General features: G+C 71.3%; 11 protein-coding genes. 7 read left to right on the top strand and 4 right to left on the bottom strand.

The genetic code is table 11. From position 1 onward, the window contains the following. Nucleotides 1–49 precede the first annotated feature (49 nt). Nucleotides 50–1,321 carry an MFS transporter gene (locus ACOZ38_RS23125; protein WP_424533262.1) on the bottom strand — a complete coding sequence of 424 codons (1,272 nt, stop codon included), beginning with the start codon at nt 1,319–1,321 and terminating at the stop codon, nt 50–52. Continuing rightward, nucleotides 1,318–1,890, bottom strand: coding sequence for an ArsR/SmtB family transcription factor (locus ACOZ38_RS23120; RefSeq protein WP_424533261.1), 573 nt, complete (start codon nt 1,888–1,890; stop codon nt 1,318–1,320). The genes ACOZ38_RS23125 and ACOZ38_RS23120 overlap by 4 nt, the downstream gene beginning before the upstream one ends. Before the next feature lie 108 nt (nt 1,891–1,998). On the opposite strand from ACOZ38_RS23120, the gene ACOZ38_RS23115 reads away from it, so the two are divergent. The 7 genes from ACOZ38_RS23115 to ACOZ38_RS23085 all read left to right on the top strand — a co-directional run bounded on the left by ACOZ38_RS23115 (nt 1,999) and on the right by ACOZ38_RS23085 (nt 10,066). Then, nucleotides 1,999–2,874, top strand: a complete 876-nt coding sequence (locus ACOZ38_RS23115; RefSeq protein ID WP_424533260.1) for a LysR family transcriptional regulator — start codon at nt 1,999–2,001, stop codon at nt 2,872–2,874. Between the two features lie 493 nt (nt 2,875–3,367). Further along, a complete protein-coding gene (locus ACOZ38_RS23110) occupies nt 3,368–5,083 on the top strand; it encodes an ABC transporter substrate-binding protein (protein ID WP_424533259.1) in 1,716 nt (571 codons plus the stop codon). A 5-nt stretch (nt 5,084–5,088) separates the two neighbouring features. Continuing rightward, nucleotides 5,089–6,027 (top strand): ABC transporter permease, encoded by a 939-nt coding sequence (locus tag ACOZ38_RS23105; RefSeq protein ID WP_424533258.1) that lies wholly within the window; start codon nt 5,089–5,091, stop codon nt 6,025–6,027. A 170-nt stretch (nt 6,028–6,197) separates the two neighbouring features. Then, on the top strand, nt 6,198–7,004 hold the full coding sequence (locus ACOZ38_RS23100; protein ID WP_424533257.1) for an ABC transporter permease: 807 nt from the start codon (nt 6,198–6,200) through the stop codon (nt 7,002–7,004). Further along, on the top strand, nt 7,001–8,797 hold the full coding sequence (locus ACOZ38_RS23095; protein WP_424533256.1) for a dipeptide ABC transporter ATP-binding protein: 1,797 nt from the start codon (nt 7,001–7,003) through the stop codon (nt 8,795–8,797). Before ACOZ38_RS23100 ends, ACOZ38_RS23095 begins: the two co-directional genes overlap by 4 nt. Nucleotides 8,798–8,807: 10 nt before the next feature. Beyond that, nucleotides 8,808–9,602 (top strand): SDR family NAD(P)-dependent oxidoreductase, encoded by a 795-nt coding sequence (locus ACOZ38_RS23090; RefSeq protein ID WP_424533255.1) that lies wholly within the window; start codon nt 8,808–8,810, stop codon nt 9,600–9,602. Nucleotides 9,603–9,643: 41 nt separating this feature from the next. Further along, complete coding sequence (locus ACOZ38_RS23085) at nt 9,644–10,066, top strand: ester cyclase (protein WP_424533254.1); 423 nt, start codon at nt 9,644–9,646, stop codon at nt 10,064–10,066. Nucleotides 10,067–10,145: 79 nt separating this feature from the next. Here the strand turns inward: ACOZ38_RS23085 and ACOZ38_RS23080 are convergent, their stop codons facing one another. Together ACOZ38_RS23080 and ACOZ38_RS23075 are read right to left on the bottom strand one after the other, a co-directional pair. Next, nucleotides 10,146–16,661: a type I polyketide synthase gene (locus ACOZ38_RS23080; protein WP_424533253.1), complete on the bottom strand. Its 6,516-nt coding sequence runs from the start codon at nt 16,659–16,661 to the stop codon at nt 10,146–10,148. 5 nt (nt 16,662–16,666) lie between these two features. Continuing rightward, nucleotides 16,667–25,339: an SDR family NAD(P)-dependent oxidoreductase gene (locus tag ACOZ38_RS23075; protein WP_424533252.1), complete on the bottom strand. Its 8,673-nt coding sequence runs from the start codon at nt 25,337–25,339 to the stop codon at nt 16,667–16,669. Nucleotides 25,340–25,351: the final 12 nt, after the last annotated feature.

The following is a 25,351-nucleotide window of genomic DNA, read 5'->3' as shown; positions in this document are numbered from 1 at the left end:
CCGGGACCCCCGATCTGCCGACGTAATGTAACTTTTTGTCAAATGCCGGTCAATGATCGCTTTTCAGCGGTTCTAGTGCGGAACTGTCCCCGTCCGCGGCGGGCGCCGCCGGGGCGGCTCTGACCGAACGGTTCAAGGTCGCCACGACCGCTGTGACGAGCATGGCGGCGGAGAGCACCAGCACGGCGGCGACGGGGCCGGCCTCGGCGAGCAGGTAGCCGGCACCCAGAGAGCCCAGCGGCATCACGCCCCAGCCCACCGTCATGGACGCGCTGCCGACCCGGCCCAGCAGCTCGTTGGGCACCAGCGTCAGCTGGAAGGTCCCTATCACCACGTTCCACATCGGGCCGATGAACGCCGTGGCGGCGCCGATCGCGCCCAGCGCCCACCAGTTCGGCGCCACCGCGAGCAGGGGCAGCAGCGCGGCCCAGATCCAGTTGACGCCGATCACGACGGACCTGGGCGTGAACAGGTGGTGAAGCCACCCGGCCGCGAACGCCCCGAGCAGCCCGCCGCCGCCGTAGATACCGAGCATCAGGCCGATCTCGGTGGACGAGGCGCCCTGCTCCCGCGCCAGGACGACCAGCACCAGGCTGAGCCCGGCGAAGATCAGGTTACTCGCGGCGACCAGAACGACCGCGGCCCGTATCAACGAGTGACCCCACAGCCAGCGCAGCCCCGCGATGGTGTCCCGCCACAGTGACCCGGGGGGCACCGCCCTCCTGTCCTGCAGGTCGCGCCGGACGAACAGCAGGGCCACCGAGGCGACCAGGTAGGAGATCGCGTGGGCGACGAACGGCAGCGCGTGGCCGATCCCGAACAGCAGGCCCCCCAGCGGCGGCCCCGCCAGGGCGGCACCCCGGCCCTTGGCCTCGTTCTGCGCGATCGCGGCGGGCAGCAGTGGCGCCTGCACGATCTTGGGGAGGGCGGCCTCCTCGGCGACGCCGAAGAACACGAAACAGGTTCCCTGGACGAACACGGCGATCGCCAGATGGGTCAGGGTCAGCGCCCCCAGCCAGAAGGCGACCGGGATGCTCGCGATGGCGGCGCACGCGGTCAGCTGGGCGGCCAGCATGATGCGGCGGCGGTTCCAGCGGTCCACGAGCGTGCCCGCCGGCAGGTGCGCGACCAGGTAGGGCACGGTCGCGGCGGCGCCGATCAGCCCGGCGTCCGCCGGGGAGCCCGTCATGGCGAGAACCAGCAGCGGCGCCGCCGTCGCGCTGATCCGGGTGCCAAGGGTGGACACGATCTGACCGCTCCACAGGGCCATGAAGTCCCGGTTGCGCCAGAGCGACTGCCTTCGTGCGGCGGGGGGTGTCATGTGGTCTCTTCCTGGTCGGGGGTGGGGAAGGCATGGAAGACGACGGTGATGTGCCGTGCTTCCGGTGGCGCCTCGTCGGGGTCCCTGCGCCAGCGGCTGAGCAGGGCGATGTACTCCTCGGTGAAACCGGCCAGTTCCTCGGCGGTCAGCGTGGTGCCGCCCAGAGAGGTCATCGCGGCGTCGCCGAACGCGCCGTAGGCGTCCTCGCCGGCGCGGAAGGCCGCCAGCTCGGCCTCGGCGCGGTGCTGCCACTGGCGGCCGACCTCACGCGCCGCGACCTCTGCCTCGGCCTGCAAACCCCGGGGCAGGCGCAGGTCAAGGGGAACGGAGCGCCAGTACTTGCGGCGCCCGGACGAGCGTGCCGTGTCCTGTTCGATGAAGCCGTACCGCGCGAGCTGCCGCAGGTGGTAGCTCGTGGCGCCGCGGTCCTCGCCGAACTCGGCCGCCAGGATGGCCGAGGTGGCCGCCCCGCGATGCTGGAGCCGCGTGAGCAGCCGCTGCCGCAGCGGATGCGCGAGCGCCTTCAACGCCTCCACATCAGACAGCTCGCGACGTCGTATCTCGTTCATGATGAGAAGATATCAATGCAAAGACTTCTTCTCATAGTCCCGAATCTCACGATTGATACAACCGACATTTTAGGTAGAAATAGTGGGTTTTTCGAGTAGCATGCAGTCATGGCCGCCCTGTTGGACCTCGTGCAGTTGCGAACGTTCGTGACCATCGCGGATAGCGGGGGCTTCGGGCGGGCGGCGTCCGTGCTGCGGACGAGCCAGCCCACCGTGAGCCAGCATGTCCGCGCGCTGGAGCGTGTGGTGGGCCAGCCCCTGGTCGAGCGCACCGGGCGCGGGACTCGCTTCACCGCCGCCGGGGAGGTCCTCCTGGCGGAGGCGAGGCGGCTCCTCGCCGCGCATGACGAGGCGATGGGCCGGCTCGGCGTCGAACGGGCGGCGACGCTGACCGTCGGCGCGACCGAGCACGCGGCCGACCAGGTGCTGCCCGAGCTCCTCACCGAGCTGCGGTCGGCCTTCCCGGGGCACAACATGGTCTTCCGGCTCGACCGCACCACCGAGCTGGCCGAGGCCACCGTGCGCGGCACGGTCGACATCGCGCTCATCCTCGGCGCCACGGCCACGGTTACCGGCGTGGAGGTGGGGTCGCTCCCGCTGCGCTGGTTCGCCGCGCCCGGCTGGGCGCCGCCCTCCTCGGGCAACCTGCTGCGCCTGGTGGCCTTCCAGGAGCCGTGCAGCCTGCGTCAGCAGGCCCTGCGAGCCCTCGAGGACGCGGGCTGGGCGGTGACGATCACCGCCGAGGCGACCAACCTGGACGGCATTCTCGCGGGAGTCAGGGCCGGGCTCGGGGTGGCCCTGCTTCCGACCACGGGCAGCGCCCCGCCCGGGCTGGAGGAGATCATCGAGCTGCCCGGGCAGGGATCGGTCGCCGTGCGCCTCGCGAGCAGGCGAGGGCTCGACCCGAGGATCGTGGAGAGCGCCCGCGCGACGCTCGGCAAGTTCTTCGCCTCCCTGATCCCGGCGCGCACCGTTCTGCTCTGATCGGTCCGCTTCCGCCTCCGTGCCGGCCCGTACGCCGGGCGCGTCTCGATGCCACGCGCCCGATGCGGGCCGTTCTCCATGTCCGGGGCGGGTATCCCATTACCTTTTCAAATGGACATTCATCGGGAAATTAAATTACTCCGAAGATTTCCCGCCTATCGATAGGAGAAAGTCGCAAGTCGCGTTGACGGAAACCGGTGATTATGGTGTGATCGGCCTATGTCACTGAAAGATTGGTTCGGGCGATGTACGCCCACGCCGGCGCGGCGCCCGTCCCTCCCCGCGCGGGTGAACAAGCCCTTCCACCAGTGACGATTCACGCCATCCAGGCTTTCCGTGATGGCTCGGGAAGTCGACATAAAGCCCGGAGCCGGGCCACGATAACGCTTTATTCGACGGCCCTGGCCGTTCGGCTGCGCCGTGCCTGAAATGGTGCGCGATCGTCCCCGCATACCGCCCTCGCCTGCCCCACCGCGACAGAAACGGCCGCACGATGTCATCCACGGAAAGCCCGGCAACCCGTACCGAAGAAGACAGGCCGCTGAGGGCGCGGCGCCGGCTGCGCTCCCGGCGTCCCGCGCTGCTCGTCATCCTGGCGGTCGCCGTCCTGGTCGCGCTCGTCGCCGTGATCGCGCTGCGCGGCCGTACGGAGCCGGCGGCGACGGGGACCGCCGCGGGCGGCCCGGTGCCCGGCGGCACGCTGCGCTACGCGGTCGCGGGCACCCAGGTCACGCTCGACCCCGCCGTGGCGGCGACCGCGGTCACCGGGCTGATCGACCGGAACATCTTCGACTCGCTCGTGGTGCAGACCGGCGCCGACCGCTTCGGCCCGTGGCTCGCCAAGGAGTGGAAGGTCTCCGATGACGGCAGGACCTACACCTTCACCCTGCGCGAAGGGGTGAGGTTCCACGACGGCACCCCGCTCACGGCCGATGCCGTCAAGGCGTCGCTCGACCACGTGGTCGACCCCGCGACCAAGTCCGCGTACGCGGCCTCGCTGATCGCTCCCTACCGGAAGGCCAGGGTGGTGAGCGACCTGGTCGTGGAGGTGACGCTTTCCCGGCCGTTCACGCCCTTCCTGCAGGCGCTCTCGGTCCCGTACCTCGGCATCCAGAGCCCCGCCGCGCTGCGGAAGCCGGTCGCGGACTACCTGCCGGTCGGCACCGGTCCCTTCTCGTACGTCTCCTGGGAGAAGGACAAGCGCGTCACGCTGAAGAAGTACGCGGCCTACACCTCGCCCCCCGCAGGCGCGTCCCACCAGGGAGCCGCCTATCTGGACGGCCTGAACTTCGAGTTCGTGTCCGAGGACGCCACCCGCTACGGGGCGCTGACCAGCGGGCAGGTGCAGGGCGTCGCCGGCGTGCCGCCGGTCGACGCGGGGGCGCTGAAGTCGCTCTCCGGGTTCAGCCTGGGGGTGCGCGAGACACCGGGCCTCAACTACAACCTCTACCTGAACCAGACGCGGGGACCGCTCCGCGACCTCGGCGTCCGCCGGGCGCTCTCGGCGTCCGTCAACGTCGAGCAACTGGTCCAGAACATCTACTTCGGCTACTACAAGGCGGTGAAGAACCCGCTCAGCGCGACCACGGCCGGGTACGATCCGGGCGCCGAGCAGGCCCTCTCTTCCTACGACCCCGCGAAGGCCGGGCAACTGCTGGACGAGGCCGGCTGGAAGCAGACCGGCAAGGACGGCTACCGCGTCAAGGACGGCAAAGAGCTGACCCTGACCTGGCCGTACTGGGCCGAGGGTAACAAGGAGCAGCGCGACGTCCTCGCCGAGGGCATCCAGGCCCAGGCCAAGCTCGTCGGCATCAAGATCGACCGACCGGCCGTCGACACCGGCGCCTTCGTCAGCAAGTACCTCATCGGAGGGGAGTACGACCTGGTCGACGTGAGCTTCGCCAGGCCCACCCCCGACGTCCTGCGCTTCGCGTTCGCCTCCGGCAACACCTACGCGAAGGCCGGCGGCAACGTCGCGCTGGTGGACTCGCCCGAGATCGACCACTGGGTGCAGGAGGCCGCGGAGACTTCGGACCCCGCGACGGCGGCCCGCGACTACGCCGCCGTCCAGCGCGAGGTGCTCGACAAGGCGTACGTGCTGCCGCTCTACACGCCGGTGCAGCTGAACGGGTTCTCCGACAAGGTCGGCGGCGTCACCTTCGACGTGCAGACCTATCCCACGTTCCACGGCGCCTGGCTGAAGGCGTAGCGCCGATGCCACCACTGGCACGCTGGCTGCTGCGCAGGCTGGCGCAGATCGTGTTCGTCCTGTGGGGCGCGGCGACGCTGGCCTTCGCCGGCATGCGGCTGGTGCCGGGGGACCCCGCCCGCGTGATCGCCGGAGGGGTCCAGGCCACCGCCACACCGGCCGTGCTCGACGCGATCCGCGCCCAGTACGGCCTGGACCAGCCGCTCGTGGTGCAGTACGCCATCTTCGCCGGCAGGCTGCTCCGTGCCGACCTCGGCCGGTCCTACCAGCTCAACCAGGCGGTGGGCGGCGTCATCCTGGACCAGCTCGGGGCGACCGCGGCTCTGGCCGGCGGCGCCATGGTCCTCGGGTTCGCGCTCGCGGTGACGCTGGCCGTGCTCACCGCGGGGCGTCCGCGAACCCGCGCGGTGTCCCGGGTCTTCGAGTTCTGCTCGATCTCCACGCCGAACTTCTGGATCGGCACGCTGCTGCTCATCGCGTTCTCCTTCCACCTGCGCTGGTTCCCCGTGCTCGGCGACGACGGCCTCCCGGCGCTCGTGCTGCCGTGGCTGACCCTGACGCTGTCGATCGCCGGGGTGCTCTCCCAGGTCACCCGCGAGGGCGTCGAGCACGCGCTGGAGCAGCCGTTCGCCCTCACCGCCCGGTCGAGGGGCGCGACGGAGAACCGCATCCGGCTGCGCCACGCACTGCGCCACGCGGCCCTGCCGGTCCTGACCCTTTCGGGGTGGGCACTCGGCGAACTGCTCGGCGGGGTCGTCGTGGTGGAGACGGTCTTCGCCCGGCAGGGCATCGGCCAGGTGGTCGTGTCGGCGGTCCAGGGGCGGGACTTCCCGGTCGTCACGGGGGTCGTCGTGCTCGCCGCGGCGGCCTTCTCGCTGATCAACATGGGTCTCGACCTGCTCTACCGTGTGGTCGATCCCCGCATGCGGCAGGTCGCGCTGTGACCGCTCCCGCGCCGGTCCCGCCGCCCGTCGCTTCGGCGACCTCGGGTGCCTTGGGGGCTTCGGCGGACCCAGCGGCTTCGGGGGCCTCGACGGCTCCGGCGGCCTCGGCGGGTGGGTTCGTTCCCCACCGTACGGCCGGCGCGCGGCTGGTGAGCCGGACGTCGCGCCGCTTGCCCGTCCTGCCCGGCCTGATCGTCGCCGGGGCGTGCCTCGCACTGGTCTGCGTGGCCGCCGCCTTCCCCGGCCTACTCGCGGGCGACCCCAACCAGGTGGACCCCTCCGTCGCGCTGCGCCCGCCCGGGCACGGACACCCGTTCGGCACCGACCAACTGGGGCGCGACGTCCTCGCCCGCGTCGTCCACGGCGCGCGATCCTCGTTGCTGGTCGGGGTGGGCTCCACCCTGCTGGCCGGGCTCGCCGGTTCTGCCTGGGGACTGCTGTCCGCGCTGGGCGGCAAGCTCGTCGACGAGGCGGCCATGCGCGTCGCCGACGTCCTGCTCTCCTTCCCCAGCATCCTGATGGCACTGCTCGTGGTGGCCGTGCTCGGACCGGGCACCGGCAACGTCATGGTGGCGATCACCATCTCCCTGGCACCGGGGTTCGCCCGCATCGTCCGCGTACGTGCCGTCGTCGTGCGCGACTCGGCCTATGTACGGGCGGCCGTCAACCTGGGGGTCGGCAGGTGGCTGATCGTCGCCCGGCACATCGCCCCGAACGTGCTCGCGCCGCTGCTCGTGCTGGCGACGATGAACGTCGGGACGGCGATCATCGCGGGCGCGTCGCTCAGCTTCCTCGGGCTGGGCCCGCAGCCGCCCGACCCCGAATGGGGATCGATGCTGGCCCAGGCCCGCGACTACCTCGGCGCCGCGTGGACGCTCGGGATCTTCCCCGGCGCGGCCATCACGCTGACCGTCATGTCCGTGACGGTGGTCGGCCGGGCAGTGCGCGACCGCTACGAGGGCGGGGAGCGCGGATGAGCGGCCGGCCGCTGGTCGAGATCGCGGGGCTGTCGGTCGACTTCACCACCCGCCACGGGGTCGTCCATGCCGTACACGACGTGAGCCTTTCGGTACGGGCGGGCGAATGCGTGGCCCTGGTGGGCGAGTCGGGGTCCGGCAAGAGCGTCACCGCCCGCACCCTGCTGGGGCTCGCGGGCGAAACGGCCGCCGTGCGCGCGGAGAACCTCGCCTTCGAGGGGCGCGACCTGCGCGGGCTGAGCCGCCGGGAGTGGCGGCGGCTGCGCGGGCGTCACATCGGGTACGTCCTGCAGGACGCGCTGAGCTCGCTCGACCCGCTGCGGCGGGTCGGGGACGAGGTGGCCGAACCGCTTGAGGTGCACGGCCTCGCCACCCGGGACGGCCTGGAGGAACGGGTGCTCGGGCTGCTCGCCGACGTGGGCATCCCGCACCCGGAGGAACGCCTCCTGCAGTACGCGCACGAGCTGTCGGGCGGGCTGCGGCAACGGGCGCTCATCGCCTCGGCCATCGCCGCGCGGCCGTCCCTGCTGATCGCCGACGAGCCGACCACCGCCCTGGACGTGACGGTCCAGGCCCAGGTGCTCGAGCTGCTGCGGGCGATGAAGGACGCGGGCACGGCGATGCTCCTGATCAGCCACGACCTCGCGGTGGTGGCCCGCTTGGCCGATCGCGTCACCATCCTGTACGCGGGTCTGGTGATGGAGGAGGGGCCCGCTTCCCGCCTGCTCTCCGAGCCCGCGCACCCGTACACCGCCGGGCTGCTCGCGGCGGTGCCCAGCGTGGACGGGCCGCGGGTGGCCTCCGAGGCGCCGGGGCCGGCCGGGCCCGCGGGGACCGGCTGCCCGTACGCCCCCCACTGCCCGCTCGCCGACGACCGCTGCCGGGCGGAGACGCCGCCCTCGGTGGACCTGGAGCCGGGCCACCGGGCCCGCTGCTGGCACCCCGGCGTACGTCCCGCCCCCGCCCGCGCCCCGGCGCCGCCCCGGACCCCGCCCGTGACCGGCGGGCCGGTCGTGGAGGTGCGGGGGGTCACCAAGCGGTTCCGGTCCCTCGACGGCCGCAGGCGTACCGCCGTCGACGACGTGTCCTTCGACCTGATGGCCGGGGAGGCGCTCGGGCTCGTCGGCGAGTCCGGATCGGGCAAGAGCACCACCGCCCGCCTCGTCCTCGCCGAGCTCGACCCCGACGCCGGAACGGTGCGGCTGGCCGGTGAGGCGTGGAGCGGCCTGCGCGAGCGCGAGCGGCGGGACCGGCGGCCACGGATCCAGCTCGTCGACCAGGATCCGCTCGGCTCCTTCGACCCGCGCTACACCGTCGAACGCGTCGTCGCCGAGGCGATCGGCCCCGAGCACACGGGGTCCCGCAGGCGCGACCGGGTCGTAGAGCTGCTCGCCGGCGTCGGCCTGGACGCGGGCTTCCTCGGGCGGCGGCCGAGCCGGCTCTCCGGTGGGCAGCGGCAGCGCGTGGCCATCGCGCGTGCGCTCGCCCCCCGGCCCGACGTGCTCGTCTGCGACGAGCCCGTGTCCGCCCTGGACGTGACGGTCCAGGCCCAGATTCTCGGCCTGCTCGCCCGGCTGCGGCGGGAGGCCGGGGTGTCACTGCTGTTCATCTCGCACGACCTCGGCGTCATCCGCCAGGTCTGCGACCGGGTGGCGGTGATGAAGGACGGGGCGGTGGTCGAGATCGGAGAGGTCGACACCGTGTTCGACGCACCGCGCCATCCGTACACCGCCGCCCTCCTCGCGGCCGTCCCGCGCCTCGGCACGGGTACGGCGGCACCGCTACCGACCTGAAAGGCCTCAGATGACCTCTGCCACTTCCGCGCCCGGCACCGAAGGGCGGCTCCGGGCCGTCCTGGTGACCGGCGCCGCGTCCGGGATAGGCCGGGCCACCGTCGAGCTGTTCGCCGAGCGCGGCGCCGGGGTCGTCGCGGTCGACCACGACGAGGCCGGTCTCAAGGCGCTGGCCGACATCGAGCGGGTGGTCACCCTGGCCGGTGACGTGTCGGCCGAGGACACCAACCAGGCCGCGGTGGCGCTCGCCGTCGAGCGGTTCGGCCGGCTCGACGGCGCGATCCTCAACGCGGGGATCGGAGGCACGCTGCCCTTCGAGTACCCCGGCGCGGTGGAGGCCGCCGACCGCATCATCTCGGTCAACCTTCGCGGACCCATCCTCGGCATCCGGGCCGCGGCGCCCGCCCTGCGCGCCGCCGGCGGCGGCTCGATCGTCGTCACCGCGTCGGTCGCGGGGATACGCGCCGACCCGGGCAACTGGGCGTACAACGCGACCAAGGGCGCCCTGATCAACCTGGTGAAGGCCGCCGCCCTCGACTACGCGGTGCAGGGGATCCGGGTCAATGCCGTCGCCCCTGGACTGACCCGCACCCGCATCAACGCGGGCGTCCACCAGAACCCGGCCCTGCTGGCCCTGATCGAGCGCAACATCCCGCTCCAGCGGTTCGCCGAGCCGCGCGAGCAGGCCGAGGCGATCTGGTTCCTCGCGTCCCCGGCCGCGTCCTACATCACAGGGACGTCGCTGGTGGTCGACGGCGGCCTGGACGCCAACCTCGGCCTGCTTCCCCTTCCCGAGATCCGGTGACCACGCACCACCACGACAAGCCGACTGACAAGGAGCCATCAATGAGCACGGAGACGAACAAGGCCGTGGCGCGGCGCTTCTACGAGGAGGTGGTCTCGCAGGGGAAGCTGGAGGTCCTCGACGAGATCATCGCCGAGGACGGCCAGGACAGCGCCACCCCGACCGGAGGAGGGCTGGGCGCCGGGCGGGCGGGCTTCGTCGAGCACGTCACCTGGCTGCGCTCGGCCGTGGAGGGTGTGACGGCCACGGTGACCGACACCGTGGCCGAGGATGACCGGGTGGTCGTCTACTGGACCATCGAGGGCGTGCAGCGCGGAGAGGTGTTCGGCGCCCCGCCGAGCGGCCGGCGCTTCACCGGCGAGAGCATCAGCACGATCAGGTTCCGTGACGGGCGCATCGTCGAGTACGCCGTCCTGCCCGACAGGCTGGGCATCCTCCGCCAGCTCACCGCCGCGACCGTCTGAGCCCGTACGGCACTGATCCTGTGAGCGGGGCCACCGGCCGGCGTCGTGAGGCGCCGGCCGGTGGTGCGTACCTCTGCCGTCAATGGCCGGGTGGGGGGTTCAGGCCCTCGACCCAGGTCCTGATGGCCTCGGCCGTACTGCCGGAGTGCTCCTCCAGGGTCGTGAAGTGGTCGCCGGGGATGTCGACCACGTCATGGGCCACCGGCCAGAACGCCCGCCAGTCCCGGCCGCCCTCGGCCTGCACGGTGGTGCCGCGCAGCGGCTCCTGGGCCCTCAGCATCAGGATGGGAGTCTGGACCGGCTTGGGCTGCCAGCCGACGAAGAGCCGGTTGTAGGCGCCCATCGTGGTCAGCCTGCTGTCGTGCACGTTCAGGTCGAACCGGTCGATCCGTTCGAGCATTCCGCCGATCATCGCGCCCAGCCACCAGTCCATGCCCTCCTGCGCCGCGGCGTCGATCGGGTAGCTGTCGATCAGCGCGAGGCCGGCCGGGAAGAGTCCCTCGTCCTCCAGGGCCACGGTCACCGCGTGCGCGACGCAGCCTCCCATCGAGCGGCCGACGATCACGAACGGCCCCTCGCCGACGCTCTCGCGCAGTCCCTCCACGTTCATCCTGATCAGCGTTTCCAGCGAGTCGGGGAGCGCCTCGTCCTCGTCGGAGGTGAACCCGGGGGAGGGCACCACGTGCACGTCCCTTTCGTCCCGGAAGAGCTGACCGAACCGGGAGTACTCGTGGGGTCCGGAGATCGCGCTCAGCGCCGGGAAGCACACGAGCGAGATGCGTCCGGGGCCGGTGGCCAGCGTGGTCGGCCCGAGCGCGTGCTCGTGCCGATCCGCCGCGCCGAACCGGGTGCGCACGGGCGAGACCGCCAGCAGCAGTTCCGCGGCCTCGACGTGCCTGCCGGTCTCGTGCATCCGCCGGTGGATGGCCGCCAGCCCGCCGGTGGCCTGCTTGGCACCCGCCTTCGCGGGGCCCGCCTGCCGTCGACCGCTGATCTCGATCTCGCCCAGTTGCCGTCCGATGAAGCCGGCGATCGCCTGTGGTGTGGGGTGGTCGAAGGTGAGGGTGGCGGGGAGCCTGAGCGTGGTGGCGGTGTTGAGGCGGTTGCGGAGTTCGACGGCGGTGAGGGAGTCCAGGCCGAGTTCGATGATCGGCCGGTCGGCGGGGATGGAGGCGGGGTCCGGGTGCGCGAGCACCGTGCCCGTCTCGGTACGGACCAGGTCGAGCAGGACCGCCTCGCGCTCGTCCTCGCCGAGCCCGGCCAGCCGGGTGAACAGGGCGGGTGCGCTGCCGGTGGCCGCCGCCTCCGCGGTGGCGCGGCGGCCCGGGCGGACCAGACCCCGCAGCACGGGGGGTACGGCCTCGGCGGGGTCCCGCCGTGGGGTGAGGTCGATGGAGGCCGGGAAGAGGACGGGCACGTCGCGTGGCCCGTACACCGTGGTGTCGAAGAGGGCGAGTGCTTCGGTGGTGGGGAGGGGGCGGAGGCCGGTGCGGGTGATGCGGGCTCGGTCGGTGTTGGTGAGGTGTGCGGTGATGCCGCTGGTGTGTTCCCAGAGTCCCCAGGCGAGGGAGAGTGCGGGGAGTCCTTGGGTGGTGCGGTGTGTGGCGAGGGCGTCCAGGAAGGTGTTGGCGGCGGCGTAGCCGGCTTGGCCTGCTCCGCCGAGGGTGGCGGAGATGGAGGAGAAGAGGATGAAGGCGGTGAGGTCGTGGTGGCGGGTGAGGTCGTGCAGGTGCCAGGCTCCGTCGATCTTGGGGGCGAGGACGGCGCTGAGCCGGTCGGGGGTGAGGGATCCGATGACGCCGTCGTCCGTGGTGCCGGCGGCGTGGACGACGGCGGTGAGTGGGTATTCGGCGGGGATCTGGGCCAGGAGGGTGGCTAGCTCGTCCCGGTTGGTGACGTCGGTGGCGGTGATGGTGACCTGAGCTCCCAGGGCGGTGAGCTCTGTTCGCAGGTCGTGTGCTCCGGGGGTGCTGGAGCCTTGGCGGCCGGTGAGGTGGAGGTGGCGTACGCGGTGGTTCTGGACGAGGTGGCGGGCGATGAGGGTCCCGAGCCCGCCCAGGCCCCCTGTGATGAGTACGGTGCCGTCGGGGTTCCACGCCTTCGGTGACAGCGGTGCGGCTTCGGGTTGTGCGGCGCGGGTGATGCGGGGGAGGAACGCTCGTCCTGCGCGTAGCGCGAGCTGGCTTTCCTGGGCGTTGAGCGCGGTGGCGACGGCCGAGGGCAGGGCTGTGCGGGAGGCGGGGTCGGTGTCCAGGTCGATGAGCAGGATGCGGTCGGGTTGCTCGGTCTGTGCCGAGCGGATCAGGCCCCAGATGGGAGCGGAGGCCAGGTCGGGGGTGTCGTCGCCGGTCACGGAGACCGCGTTCCGGGTCAGCACCACCAGCCGTGACGACACCCACCGAGGGTCGGCGAACCAACCCTGGAGTACCGCGAGCACGCGCGCGGCACCGTTGTGCGCCTCGGGGACCGGGCCCGCCCAAGGGTGCGCGGGGAAGAGGTCGACCTCGGTGTGCGCGGTGGGGATCGGTTCGATCCTGGTATGGGTGGCGGTGACTGGGTCGGCTTCGCTGGCAGGTGTGTGTACCGGCAGCAGGACGAGGTCTGGGGTGGGCTCGCCGGCGTCCAGTGCTTCGCTGAGTGCGGCCAGGTCGGTGAAGAGCGAGGTCGTCGCACCGCTGTCGCGCAATGCGTCGTGCGAGGCGCGGCCGTTCTCACCGAGCACCGCCCACGAATCGCGCCGGGGAGCGTCCAGCGCCGGCTCGGTCCAGTGGAGCTGGAACAGGGAGTCCTGGTGGGCCGGACGGGCCTCCGCCAGTTGCCGCTCCGAGACCAGCCGGGCGAGGAGTGAGCCGATCTCGATGACCGGTGCGCCGGAGGGGTCTGCGGCCTGCAGGGTCAGCGAGTCCGGGCCGGACGTCACCACGCGTACTCGCAGGCTGGTGGCTCCGGAGGCGTGCAGCCGTACTCCGTTCCACGCGAACGGCAGCCGGTTGTGCCCCTCGGGCACGTCCGCCAGTCCGAGCAGCGCGGGCAGGTGTACGGCCGCGTCCAGCAGGGCGGGATGCACCCCGAACCCGGCCGCCTCCGCGTGGCGATCCTCGGGCAGGCTCACCTCGGCGAAGAGCTCGTCCCCGCGCTCCCAGGCCGCTCGCAGCCCCTGGAACGCGGGGCCGTACCGCAGCCCCGCCCGGTCCAGCGTCGCGTAGGCGTCCTCCAGTGCCACCGGCTCTGCCGCCTCCGGTGGCCAGGCCGCGAGGTCGAAGCCGGGAGCGGTCGTCCGCTCGACCAGCATCGCCGTCGCGTGGCGGGTCCATCCTGCGTCGGTGGGGGCGCCTTCGGGGCGGGAGTGGATCTCGACAGAACGGTGATCGCCGTCGGGTGCGCCGACGCGTACCTGGATGTGGGTGTCCGTGGACAACACGAGGGGTGTTTCGACGATGAGTTCTTCGACGGTGTCGAGGCCTGCTTCGTCGCCTGCGCGCAGGGCGAGTTCGAGAAACGCGGTGCCGGGGACGATGACGGTTCCCTGCACGGTGTGGTCGGCGAGCCAGGGGTGGGTGGCAAGGGAGAGGCGGCCGGTGAGCAGCACCCCGCCGTCCCCGCCGGCCAAGGTGGTGGCGGCGCCGAGCAGGGGATGGCCGGCCGCCCCGAGTCCCAGCCCGCGAGCGTCGCCGGGCCCGGACGAGGGGGAGTCCACCCAGAAGCGTTCGTGTTGGAAGGCGTAGGTGGGGAGGTCTGTGGTGGGGGTTTGGGGGAGGAGTTCGGTCCAGTCGGTGGGGGTTCCGTGGGTGAAGGTGGTGGCGGCGGCGGTGAGGGCGGTGGTGATGTCGGGGCGGTCTTTGCGGAGGACGGGTGCGGCGGTGACGTCGCCGTCCAGGGTGTCGTGGAGGAACGTGGTGAGGACACCGTCGGGACCGAGTTCGAGGTAGGCGGTGGTCTCCTCGCCGGGGGTGGTTCCCCGGCCGACGCTGCGTATGGCGTCGTGAAAGCGGACGGGGTTGCGTAGGTGGTCGGCCCAGTAGTCGGGGGTGGTGATGTGGCCGGGGTCGGCGGGTTGGCCGGTGAGGTCGGAGATGTAGTCGATGGTGGGCGGGGTGAAGGTCAAAGCTGAGATGGCGTCACGGAAGTCACTCAGGATGGGGTCCATGTGAGCTGAGTGGAATGCGTGGCTGACGGTGAGGTGTTTGGCCTTCCGGCCTTGTGCCCTGAAGGCTTCGGTAACGGAATGTATGCCGTGGTGGTCGCCGGAGATGACGGTGGAGTTTGGGGTGTTGAGTGCGGCGATGGTGACGTCGTCGTGGTCGTGTAGGGCGGTGTGGATTTCTTGTTCGGTGGCTTGGATGGCTGCCATGGCGCCGTGTCCGGTGGGGAGGGATTGCATGAGGTGGGCGCGGGTGGCGATCAGGGTGGTGGCGTCGTTCAGGGTGAGGATTCCGGCGATGTGGGCGGCGCTGATGGCGCCGATGGAGTGTCCGGTGACGATGTCGGGGGTGATGCCCCAGCTGTTCAGCAGGTGGGTGAGGGAGATTTGCAGGGTGAACAGCGCCGGTTGGGTGTAGAGGGTCTGGTTGAGCAGTTGGGCGTGCCTGGTGGTGAGGATGACCTCGCGCAGTGGAACGGGTAACCGCAGGTGGGTGTCGAAGGCGGTGGTGAGCTGGTCGAAGGTGGTGGCGTAAGCGGGGAAGGTTTGGTGGAGTTCGCGGCTCATGCCTGCGTGCTGGCTGCCTTGCCCGGTGAACAGGAACGCGGTCCGCGGGGTGGGGGCGGCGGCTCCAACGGTGACGGCCGGGTGGGATCGTCCGTCGGCCAGGGCGTGTAGTCCTTCGGTCAGTTGCTCGCCGGTGCCGAGGAGGACGGCTCGGTGGTTGAAGAGGGTCCGGGTGGTGACCAGCGAGCGTCCGATGGAGGCCGGGTCCAGCTCGGGGTCGCCGTCCAGGTGATCGGCGAGCTTACGTGCTTGGTCGCGCAGCGCACCAGGAGTCCGAGCAGAAAGCACCCACGGCAGCACCCCGCTCCCTGGGACTCCGTTCTCCGTCACGTGCCTTCCGGGCACGTGGGTCTCGCGTAGGCCGCTCTCTGGCACATGGCTTCCGGGCACGCGGCTCCCGGGCATGGGGTTCTCGGTTGAGGGGGTGAGTTTCGTCGGGTGGGTGGTTTCTCGCGATGACGAGGGCTTTTGGCTGGGGGTGGGTGTGGGCTCGGTTTCCTGCCGTGTCTGTGGGGGTTCTTCGATGATGATGTGGGCGTTGGTGCCGCTGACGCCGAAGGCGGAGATGGCGGCGCGTCGGGGGTGGGTGGTTTGTGGCCAGGGTTGGGGGGTGGTGAGGAGTTGGACGGTGGGGGTCCAGTTGGCGTGGGGGGTGGGTTGGTCGATGTGGAGGGTTTGGGGGTGGGTGTGGTGGTGGAGGGCTTGGATGAGTTTGATGAGTCCGGCGGTTCCGGCGGCGGCTTGGGTGTGGCCGATGTTGGATTTGAGGGAGCCGAGCCAGAGGGGTTGGTTTGGGGGGCGTTGGCCGTAGGTGTTGATGATGGCTTGGGCTTCGATGGGGTCGCCGAGGGTGGTTCCGGTGCCGTGGGCTTCTACGACGTCGATGTCTGCTGGTTGGAGGCCTGCGTTGGTGAGGGCGTCGTGGATGACGCGTTGCTGGGCGGGTCCGTTGGGTGCGGTGAGTCCGTTGGAGGCGCCGTCCTGGTTGATCGCGGTGCCGCGTACGAGGGCCAGCACTTTGTGGCCCAGGCGTTCGGCGTCCGACAACCGCTCGACCAGCAGTAATCCCGCGCCTTCGGCCCACGCGGTGCCGTCGGCCGCCGCCGCGAAGGCCTTGCAGCGCCCGTCGACCGACAACCCGCGCTGCCGGGAGAACTCAACGAACCCCGAAGGCGAGGACAGCACCGCGACCCCGCCCACCAGCGCCAGGTCGGACTCCCCGCCGCGCAGTGATTGGACGGCCAGGTGCAGCGCGACCAGGGAGGATGAGCAGGCGGTGTCCACGGTCACCGCGGGCCCCTCGAAACCGAAGGTGTACGCGATCCGCCCGGAGACCACGCTCCCGAGGTTGGCGACACCGATGTAGCCCTCGAGGTCCTCGGGCACCTGCTTCAGCCGGGAGCCGTAGTCGCGGTCCGAGAGCCCCGCGTAGACGGCGGTGCGGCTGCCCCTGAGCGACTCCGGCTTGATGCCGGCGCGTTCGATGGCTTCCCAGGCGGTTTCGAGGAGGAGGCGTTGCTGGGGGTCGCTGGCGAGTGCTTCGCGGCGGGAGATGCCGAAGAAGTCGGCGTCGAAGTCGGCTGCGTTGTGGAGGAATCCGCCGTGGCGGGTATAGGTGGTTCCGGGGTGGTCGGGGTCGGGGTGGTAGAGGTGTCGCAGGTCCCAGCCTCGGTCGGTGGGGAATTCGGAGATGGCTTCTTGTCCGTTGGCGACCAGTTCCCAGAGTTGTTCGGGTGTGGTGATGCCGCCGGGCAGCCGGCAGGCCATCCCCACGATCGCGATCGGCTCCCGCGATCTGGACTCCACCTCGCGCAGGCGCCTCTCGGCCCGCTTGGTCTCCGCGATCGAACGCTTGAGATACTCGCGCAGCTTCTCGTCAGTCGCCATCTGGTTCAGTTCCTGTCCACGAGGTCGAAGAGGTCGTCGTCGGTGGCGGAGTCGAGGTCGAACTCCTCGTCCCCATCCCCTCCGCCCGGTAAGGCCAGGTCGAAGCGGGCCACGAGCGTGCGCAGCCGGATGAGGACCCCGTCCGGATCCCCGGAACGCGTGTCGCCCGACAGGGCCGCCTCAAGCAAGGTCAGAGCGGTCAGCGCGTCGGCGGGCTCGCCACCGGTTCCCGCGCCGCCGCCGGGGAGGGCCGCGAGGATGTACTCGGTCACCGCCGCGGGCGTCGGATAGTCGAAGATCAAGGTGGTCGGCAGCGGCAGACCGGTGGCCGTCCGCAGCCGGTTGCGCAGATCGACCGCGGTGAGCGAGTCCAGGCCGAGTTCGCGGAACGCCCGGGTGGTCCCGACCGTGTCCGACTCGGAGTGCCGCAGCACCGCCGCGACCTCGGTACGGACCAGATCGAGCACGGCTTCACGGCGCTCCGCGGTGCCCAGCCCGGCGAGCCGTCCGGCCTGCGATACCGGAGCCGCCTCGGCCGGCAAGGTGACGCCGCCCGTGGCCCGGGCCGCCGGCGACCGGCCGGCGTCGAGCCAGTAACGCGACCGCTGGAAGGCGTAGGTGGGCAGCTCGACGCGCCTCGGATCGGACCCCGCGAGCGCCCCGGTCCAGTCGACGGCCACCCCCCGGACGAACGCCGACGCGAGCGAAACGAGGAACCTGCCCAGACCGCCCTCGTCGCGGCGCAGCGTCCCGGTGATGACCGTGGGCGGTCCGTCGATCGTGTCGATCGTCTCGTCCACGCTCGCCGTGAGCACCGGATGCGGACTGATCTCGATGAAGGCGTGGTGGCCCCGCTCGGCCAGCGCCCGGGTGGCCGCCTCGAACCGCACCGTCTGTCGCAGGTTGGTGAACCAGTACTCCGCGTCCAGCTCCGCGGTGTCGATCCAGTCGCCGGTCACGGTGGACAGCAGCGGCACCGTCCCGGTACGCGGGCGGATCCGGGCCAGCGCCTTGGCCAGGTCGTCACGGATCTGCTCCACCTGCGCGGAGTGCGAGGCGTAGTCGACCGGGATGCGCCGGTTGCGCACGCCGTCGGCGTCCAGTTCGGCGAGCAGCTCCGACAGGGCCTCCACCTCACCGGACACCACCACGCTCGACGGACCGTTCACGACCGCCACCGACAGCCGGTCGCCCCACCGCGCCAGCCGTGCCCGCGCCTGGCCGGCGGGAAGCGACACCGAGGCCATTCCACCCTGGCCGGACAGGGCCAGGATCGCCCGGCTGCGCAGCGCCACCACCCGCGCGCCGTCCCGCAGCGACAGCCCGCCGGCCACCACGGCGGCGGCGATCTCGCCCTGGGAGTGCCCGACCACCGCGTCCGGACGTACCCCGTGGGACTGCCACAGCTCGGCGAGGGAGACCATCACCGCCCACAGCATCGGCTGGACCACGTCCACCCGGTCAAGGCCGGGCGCCCCGGGTACGCCGCGCACCACGTCCAGCAGCGAACAGTCGATGAACTCCTCCAGCGCGGCGGCGCACTCGGCCAGCCGGGCGGCGAACACCGGCGCGGTGTCCAGCAGCTCCGCCGCCATGCCCGGCCACTGGCCGCCCTGTCCGGGGAAGACGAAGACGACCTTGCCCCCGGTGTCGGCCGTACCGCGTACCACGTTGCCGGGGAGCGCGCCCTCACCCGCGAGCGCGTCCAGGCCGGCCAGGAGCCCGTCCCTGCCACTGGCGACCACCACGGCACGCTCGGCGAGCACGGCACGGGTCGTGACCAGCGAGTACGCGACGTCCGCCGGGTCGAGCCCGTCCCTGCCGCCGGCGAAGGTCGCCAGGCTGACGACCTGTCCGCGCAGCCCTTCGGGCACGTGGCCGGAGAGCACCCAGGGCAGCGCCTCCCGCGGTGCCGCCGGGCTCCGCTCGGGCTCTTCCCGAGGCGGCGGCTCTTCGAGGATCACGTGCGCGTTGGTGCCGCTCACGCCGAACGAGGACACCCCGGCCCGTCTCGGCCTGCCGGTGTCCGGCCAGGGACGGGCTTCGGTGAGCAGCTCCACCCCGCCGCCGGACCAGTCCACGTGCGGGGACGGCTCGTCGACGTGCAGGGTCTTCGGCAGCACGCCGTTCCCCATCGCCATCACCATCTTGATCACCCCCGCGCCTCCGGCCGCGGCCTGGGTGTGCGCGATGTTCGACTTCAGCGAGCCGAGCAGCAGCGGACGGCCGTCCGGGCGGTCCTGCCCGTACGTGGCGATCAGCGCCTGCGCCTCGATCGGGTCGCCGAGGGTGGTGCCGGTGCCGTGGCCCTCCACGGCGTCCACCTCGGCGGCGGAGAGCCCGGCGTTGGCCAGTGCCTGCCGGATCACCCGCTGCTGCGACGGCCCGTTGGGCGCGGTCAGGCCGTTGCTCGCCCCGTCCTGGTTGACCGCCGAGCCGCGTACCACGGCCAGCACCGCGTGACCGTGCCGTCGCGCGTCCGAGAGCCGTTCCAGCAGCAGCAGGCTCACCCCCTCGCCCCAGCCGGTCCCGTCGGCGGCCGCCGAGAACGCCTTGCACCGCCCGTCGGCGGCCAGCCCGCGCTGGCGGGAGAACTCCACGAACACGGTGGGCGAGGCCATCACCGCCACCCCGCCCGCCAGCGCGAGATCCGACTCGCCGGTACGCAGCGACTGGGCCGCCAGGTGCAGGGCGACCAGAGAGGACGAGCAGGCGGTGTCCACGGTCACGGCCGGTCCCTCGAGCCCGAAGGTGTAGGACACGCGACCGCTGGCGATGCTGCCCGCGCTGCCGTTGGAGAGGTAGCCCTCCAGGCCCTCGGGTGCCTCGTCCAGCCGGGGGGCGTAGTCGTGGTACATCATCCCGGCGAACACACCGGTACGGCTGCCGCGCAACGAGAGCGGATCGAGGCCGGCCCGTTCGAAGGTCTCCCACGCCGTCTCCAGCAGCAGCCGTTGCTGCGGGTCCGTGGCGAGCGCCTCGCGGGGCGAGATGCCGAAGAGCGCCGGGTCGAAGTCCGCGACGTCACGCAGAAAGCCGCCCTGCCTGGTGTAGGACTTCCCCGGCCGGTCGGGGTCCTCGTCGTACAGCTCCTCGACCTCCCACCCACGGTCGTCGGGGAACTCCGAGACGGCGTCGCCGCCGGATTCCACCAGCCGCCAGAGCGCCTCCGGCGAGTCCAGGCCGCCCGGCAGCCGGCACGCCATCCCGATGATCACGATCGGGTCGTCGGCGACCGGACCGGTGGTCACCGCCGCGAGTCCGGCAGGCGCCTTGTCCGGCGCATCGCCGATCAGCTCCGAACGGAGGTAGTCGCTGATCGCCTGTGGTGTGGGGTGGTCGAAGGTGAGGGTGGCGGGGAGCCTGAGCGTGGTGGCGGTGTTGAGGCGGTTGCGGAGTTCGACGGCGGTGAGGGAGTCCAGGCCGAGTTCGACGAGCGGGCGGTCGGCGGGGATGGAGGCGGGGCTGGGATGAGCCAGGACGGTGCCCGTCTCGGCACGGACGAGGTCGAGCAGGAACGTCCGGCGTTCGGCCGTGCTGAGGGCGGCCAGGCGCGCGGTCAGGGACAGAGGTGCGCTGCCCGCCGGGGCGCCCGTCTTGGCGAGGGTGCGGCGGGGGCGGACCAGGCCGCGTAGCAGCGGGGGTACGAGCTCGCCGTCGTCGCGCCGGGCCGTGAGGTCGATGGGTGACGGGACGAGGACGGGGGGCTGTCCGTTCTGGAAGACCGTGGTGTCGAAGAGGGCGAGTGCTTCGGTGGTGGGGAGGGGGCGGAGGCCGGTGCGGGTGATGCGGGCTCGGTCGGTGTTGGTGAGGTGTGCGGTGATGCCGCTGGTGTGTTCCCAGAGTCCCCAGGCGAGGGAGAGTGCGGGGAGTCCTTGGGTGGTGCGGTGTGTGGCGAGGGTGTCCAGGAAGGTGTTGGCGGCGGCGTAGCCGGCTTGGCCTGCTCCGCCGAGGGTGGCGGAGATGGAGGAGAAGAGGATGAAGGCGGTGAGGTCGTGGTGGCGGGTGAGGTCGTGCAGGTGCCAGGCTCCGTCGATCTTGGGGGCGAGGACGGCGCTGAGCCGGTCGGGGGTGAGGGATCCGATGACGCCGTCGTCCGTGGTGCCGGCGGCGTGGACGACGGCGGTGAGGGGGTGTTCGGCGGGGATCTGGGCCAGGAGGGTGGTTAGTTCGTTCCGGTTGGTGACGTCGGTGGCGGTGATGGTGACCTGAGCTCCCAGGGCGGTGAGCTCTGTTCGCAGGTCGTGTGCTCCGGGGGTGGCGTGGCCTTGGCGGCCGGTGAGGTGGAGGTGGCGTACGCGGTGGTTCTGGACGAGGTGGCGGGCGATGAGGGTCCCGAGCCCGCCCAGGCCCCCTGTGATGAGTACGGTGCCGTCGGGGTTCCACGCCTTCCCCGGCTGGAGTGTGGGTTCGGGTTGTCTGGCGCGGGCGAGGCGGGGGAGGAACGCCGTGCCGGAGCGGACGGCGATCTGTGGTTCCCCGGCCGCTGACGCCGCCGCGAGGGCGGCCGGCAGGGCTGTGCGGGAGGCGGGGTCGGTGTCCAGGTCGATGAGCAGGATGCGGTCGGGTTGCTCGGTCTGTGCCGAGCGGATCAGGCCCCAGATGGGAGCGGAGGCCAGGTCGGGGGTGTCGTCGCCGGTCACGGAGACCGCGTTCCGGGTCAGCACCACCAGGCGCGAGGGAGCCGGGCGTTCCACCACCAGCCACTGCCGCGACTCCTCAAGCGCACGGTGCGTCGCCGCGTACGCACCGGACACGGGGTCGGGGCCGAACCCGGCTGTGAGGTCCAGCACCACCAGATCCTCGGACACGGGAGGGTCGTGGTCGCCGGAGTCGGTCCGCGCCGTGGGCAGCTCGACCCAGTCGAGCTGGAAGAGCGAGTCCCGATGCGCGGAGCGGGCGGTGCTCACCTGCTCGGCGGTCACGGGGCGCAGCAGGAGCGAGCCGATCTCGATGACAGGGGTGCCGGTGGAGTCGGTGGCCCGCAGGGTCAGCGAGTCGCGGCCGGAGGTCACCACGTGCACGCGCAGGCCGGTGGCTCCGGAGGCGCACAGCCGCACTCCGTTCCACGCGAAAGGAAGACGGGTCTGGCCTGGCTCAAGCTCGTCGATGCCGGTCAGTGCGGCAACGTGCAGTGCGGCGTCCAGCAGCGCGGGATGCACCCCGTACGGCGCGGCCTCGGACTGCTGTTCCCGCGCCAGGGATACCTCGGCGAACAGCTCGTCCCCGCGCCGCCAGGCCGCGACCAGGCCGCGGAACGCCGGGCCGTACTCCAGGCCGGCCGCGCGTAGCCGGTCGTAGGCGTCCCCGAGGTCGAGAGGCGTGGCTCCCTCTGGCGGCCATACCGCGCCCTCGATCGGGGCGCCGCGCCCTGTGGAGAGCACTCCGGTCGCGTGACGGGTCCACTCGGTGCCGGCGGGGGCGTCTTGGGGCCGGGAGTGGATCTCGACCGTACGGCGTCCGTCTCGCGGGGTGTCGACGGCTACCTGGATGTGCACGTCTTGGGTGAGCACGAGGGGTGTTTCGACGATGAGTTCTTCGACGGTGTCGAGGCCTGCTTCGTCGCCTGCGCGCAGGGCGAGTTCGAGGAATGCGGTGCCGGGGACGATGACGGTTCCGCGGACGGTGTGGTCGGCGAGCCAGGGGTGGGTGGCAAGGGAGAGGCGGCCGGTGAGCAGCACTCCGTCCCCACTGGCCAGGGTCACCGTGGCGCTCAGCAGGGGATGGCCGGCCGCCCCAAGGCCGAGCCCCGACGGGTCGCCGGCAGTGGTCGAGGGCTCCACCCAGAAGCGTTCGTGTTGGAAGGCGTAGGTGGGGAGGTCTGTGGTGGGGGTTTGGGGGAGGAGTTCGGTCCAGTCGGTGGGGGTTCCGTGGGTGAAGGTGGTGGCGGCGGCGGTGAGGGCGGTGGTGATGTCGGGGCGGTCTTTGCGGAGGACGGGTGCGGCGGTGACGTCGCCGTCCAGGGTGTCGTGGAGGAACGCGGTGAGGACACCGTCGGGACCGAGTTCGAGGTAGGCGGTGGTCTCCTCGCCGGGGGTGGTTCCCCGGCCGACGCTGCGTATGGCGTCGTGAAAGCGGACGGGGTTGCGTAGGTGGTCGGCCCAGTAGTCGGGGGTGGTGATGTGGCCGGGGTCGGCGGGTTGGCCGGTGAGGTCGGAGATGTAGTCGATGGTGGGCGGGGTGAAGGTCAAAGCTGAGATGGCGTCACGGAAGTCACTCAGGATGGGGTCCATGTGAGCTGAGTGGAATGCGTGGCTGACGGTGAGGTGTTTGGCCTTCCGGCCTTGTGCCCTGAAGGCTTCGGTAACGGAATGTATGCCGTGGTAATCGCCGGAGATGACGGTGGAGTTTGGGGTGTTGAGTGCGGCGATGGTGACGTCGTCGTGGTCGTGTAGGGCGGTGTGGATTTCTTGTTCGGTGGCTTGGATGGCTGCCATGGCGCCGTGTCCGGTGGGGAGGGATTGCATGAGGTGGGCGCGGGTGGCGATCAGGGTGGTGGCGTCGTTCAGGGTGAGGATTCCGGCGATGTGGGCGGCGCTGATGGCGCCGATGGAGTGTCCGGTGACGATGTCGGGGGTGATGCCCCAGCTGTTCAGCAGGTGGGTGAGGGAGATTTGCAGGGTGAACAGCGCCGGTTGGGTGTAGAGGGTCTGGTTGAGCAGTTCGGCGTGCCTGGTGGTGAGGATGACCTCGCGCAGTGGAACGGGTAACCGCAGGTGGGTGTCGAAGGCGGTGGTGAGCTGGTCGAAGGTGGTGGCGTAAACCGGGAAGGCTTGGTGGAGTTCGCGGCTCATGCCTGCGTGCTGGCTGCCTTGGCCGGTGAACAGGAACGCCGTGCGCGGTATGGGGGCGGCGGCTCCCACGGTGAGACCCGGATGAGCCCGCCCCTCGGCTAAGGCACGCAACCCCTCGTTGAGCTGCTCGGGAGCGGCGACGACCGTGGCGCGATGGTCGAACAGGGTCCTGGTGGTGACCAGGGATCGTCCGACCTGAGCGGGGTCCAGACCGGGATTGCCGTCCAGATGGCTGACGAGCCTACGGGCTTGATCGCGAAGCGCGGCAGGGGTACGTGCGGAAAGCACCCAGGGAAGCACTCCGATCTCGGGCACGCGGCTCCCCGAGGCACGGTTCTCCGGCACTCCACTCCGGGGTACGGAGTTCTTCGACCCGTGGATCTCGGACGCTCCGCTCTCCCGTACTCCGCTTTGCGGTGCGGGGGAGGAGGTCGCTTCAGCGGATGGTGCCGGGCCAGGGGAGACGTGCCGGCTTGGGGATGGGCGGGCGGTGTCTTTGGGGGCCGGGGGTTCTTCGATGATGATGTGGGCGTTGGTGCCGCTGACGCCGAAGGCGGAGATGGCGGCGCGTCGGGGGTGGGTGGTTTGTGGCCAGGGTTGGGGGGTGGTGAGGAGTTGGACGGTGGGGGTCCAGTTGGCGTGGGGGGTGGGTTGGTCGATGTGGAGGGTTTGGGGGTGGGTGTGGTGGTGGAGGGCTTGGATGAGTTTGATGAGTCCGGCGGTTCCGGCGGCGGCTTGGGTGTGGCCGATGTTGGATTTGAGGGAGCCGAGGTAGAGGGGTTGGTTTGGGGGGCGTTGGCCGTAGGTGTTGATGATGGCTTGGGCTTCGATGGGGTCGCCGAGGGTGGTTCCGGTGCCGTGGGCTTCTACGACGTCGATGTCTGCTGGGTGGAGGCCTGCGTTGGTGAGGGCGTCGTGGATGACGCGTTGCTGGGCGGGTCCGTTGGGTGCGGTGAGTCCGTTGGAGGCGCCGTCCTGGTTGATCGCGGTGCCGCGTACGAGGGCCAGCACTTTGTGGCCCAGGCGTTCGGCGTCCGACAACCGCTCGACCAGCAGTAATCCCGCGCCTTCGGCCCATGCGGTGCCGTCGGCCGCCGCCGCGAAGGCCTTGCAGCGCCCGTCGACCGACAGCCCCCGCTGCCGGGAGAACTCCACGAAGGTGGCCGGAGACGCCATGACGGTCACCCCGCCCGCCAGCGCCAGGTCGGACTCCCCGCCGCGCAGTGACTGCACGGCCAGGTGCAGTGCCACCAGGGACGATGAGCAGGCGGTGTCCACGGTGACGGCGGGCCCCTCAAGGCCCAGGGTGTAGGCGATCCGCCCGGAGACCACGCTGGCCGCCGTTCCCGTGATCAGGTATCCCTCGACGCCGTCCGGCGCCCTCCCGGACGCGCTCACGTAGTCCTGCGCGCTGGTGCCGGCGAACACGCCCGTACGGCTGCCCTTGAGCGTGGACGGGTCGATGCCGGCGCGTTCGATGGCTTCCCAGGCGGTTTCGAGGAGGAGGCGTTGCTGGGGGTCGCTGGCGAGTGCTTCGCGGCGGGAGATGCCGAAGAAGTCGGCGTCGAAGTCGGCTGCGTTGTGGAGGAATCCGCCGTGGCGGGTGTAGGTGGTTCCGGGGTGGTCGGGGTCGGGGTGGTAGAGGTGTGGCAGGTCCCAGCCTCGGTCGGTGGGGAATTCGGAGATGGCTTCTTGTCCGTTGGCGACCAGTTCCCAGAGTTGTTCGGGTGTGGTGATGCCGCCGGGCAGCCGGCAGGCCATCCCCACGATCGCGATCGGCTCCCGCTGTCCCTCTCGTACCTCCTGGAGCTCTTCACGCGTCTTGTGCAGCTCCTGGGTCACCCGTCGGAGAAGGTGCCGTATCTGGTCGTCACTCACTGGCATGCCTTTCAGAGC

The organism is Sphaerisporangium viridialbum (assembly GCF_049674955.1).
GTDB lineage: Bacteria > Actinomycetota > Actinomycetes > Streptosporangiales > Streptosporangiaceae > Sphaerisporangium > Sphaerisporangium viridialbum.
This window is presented reverse-complemented; position numbering and strand designations above follow the sequence as displayed.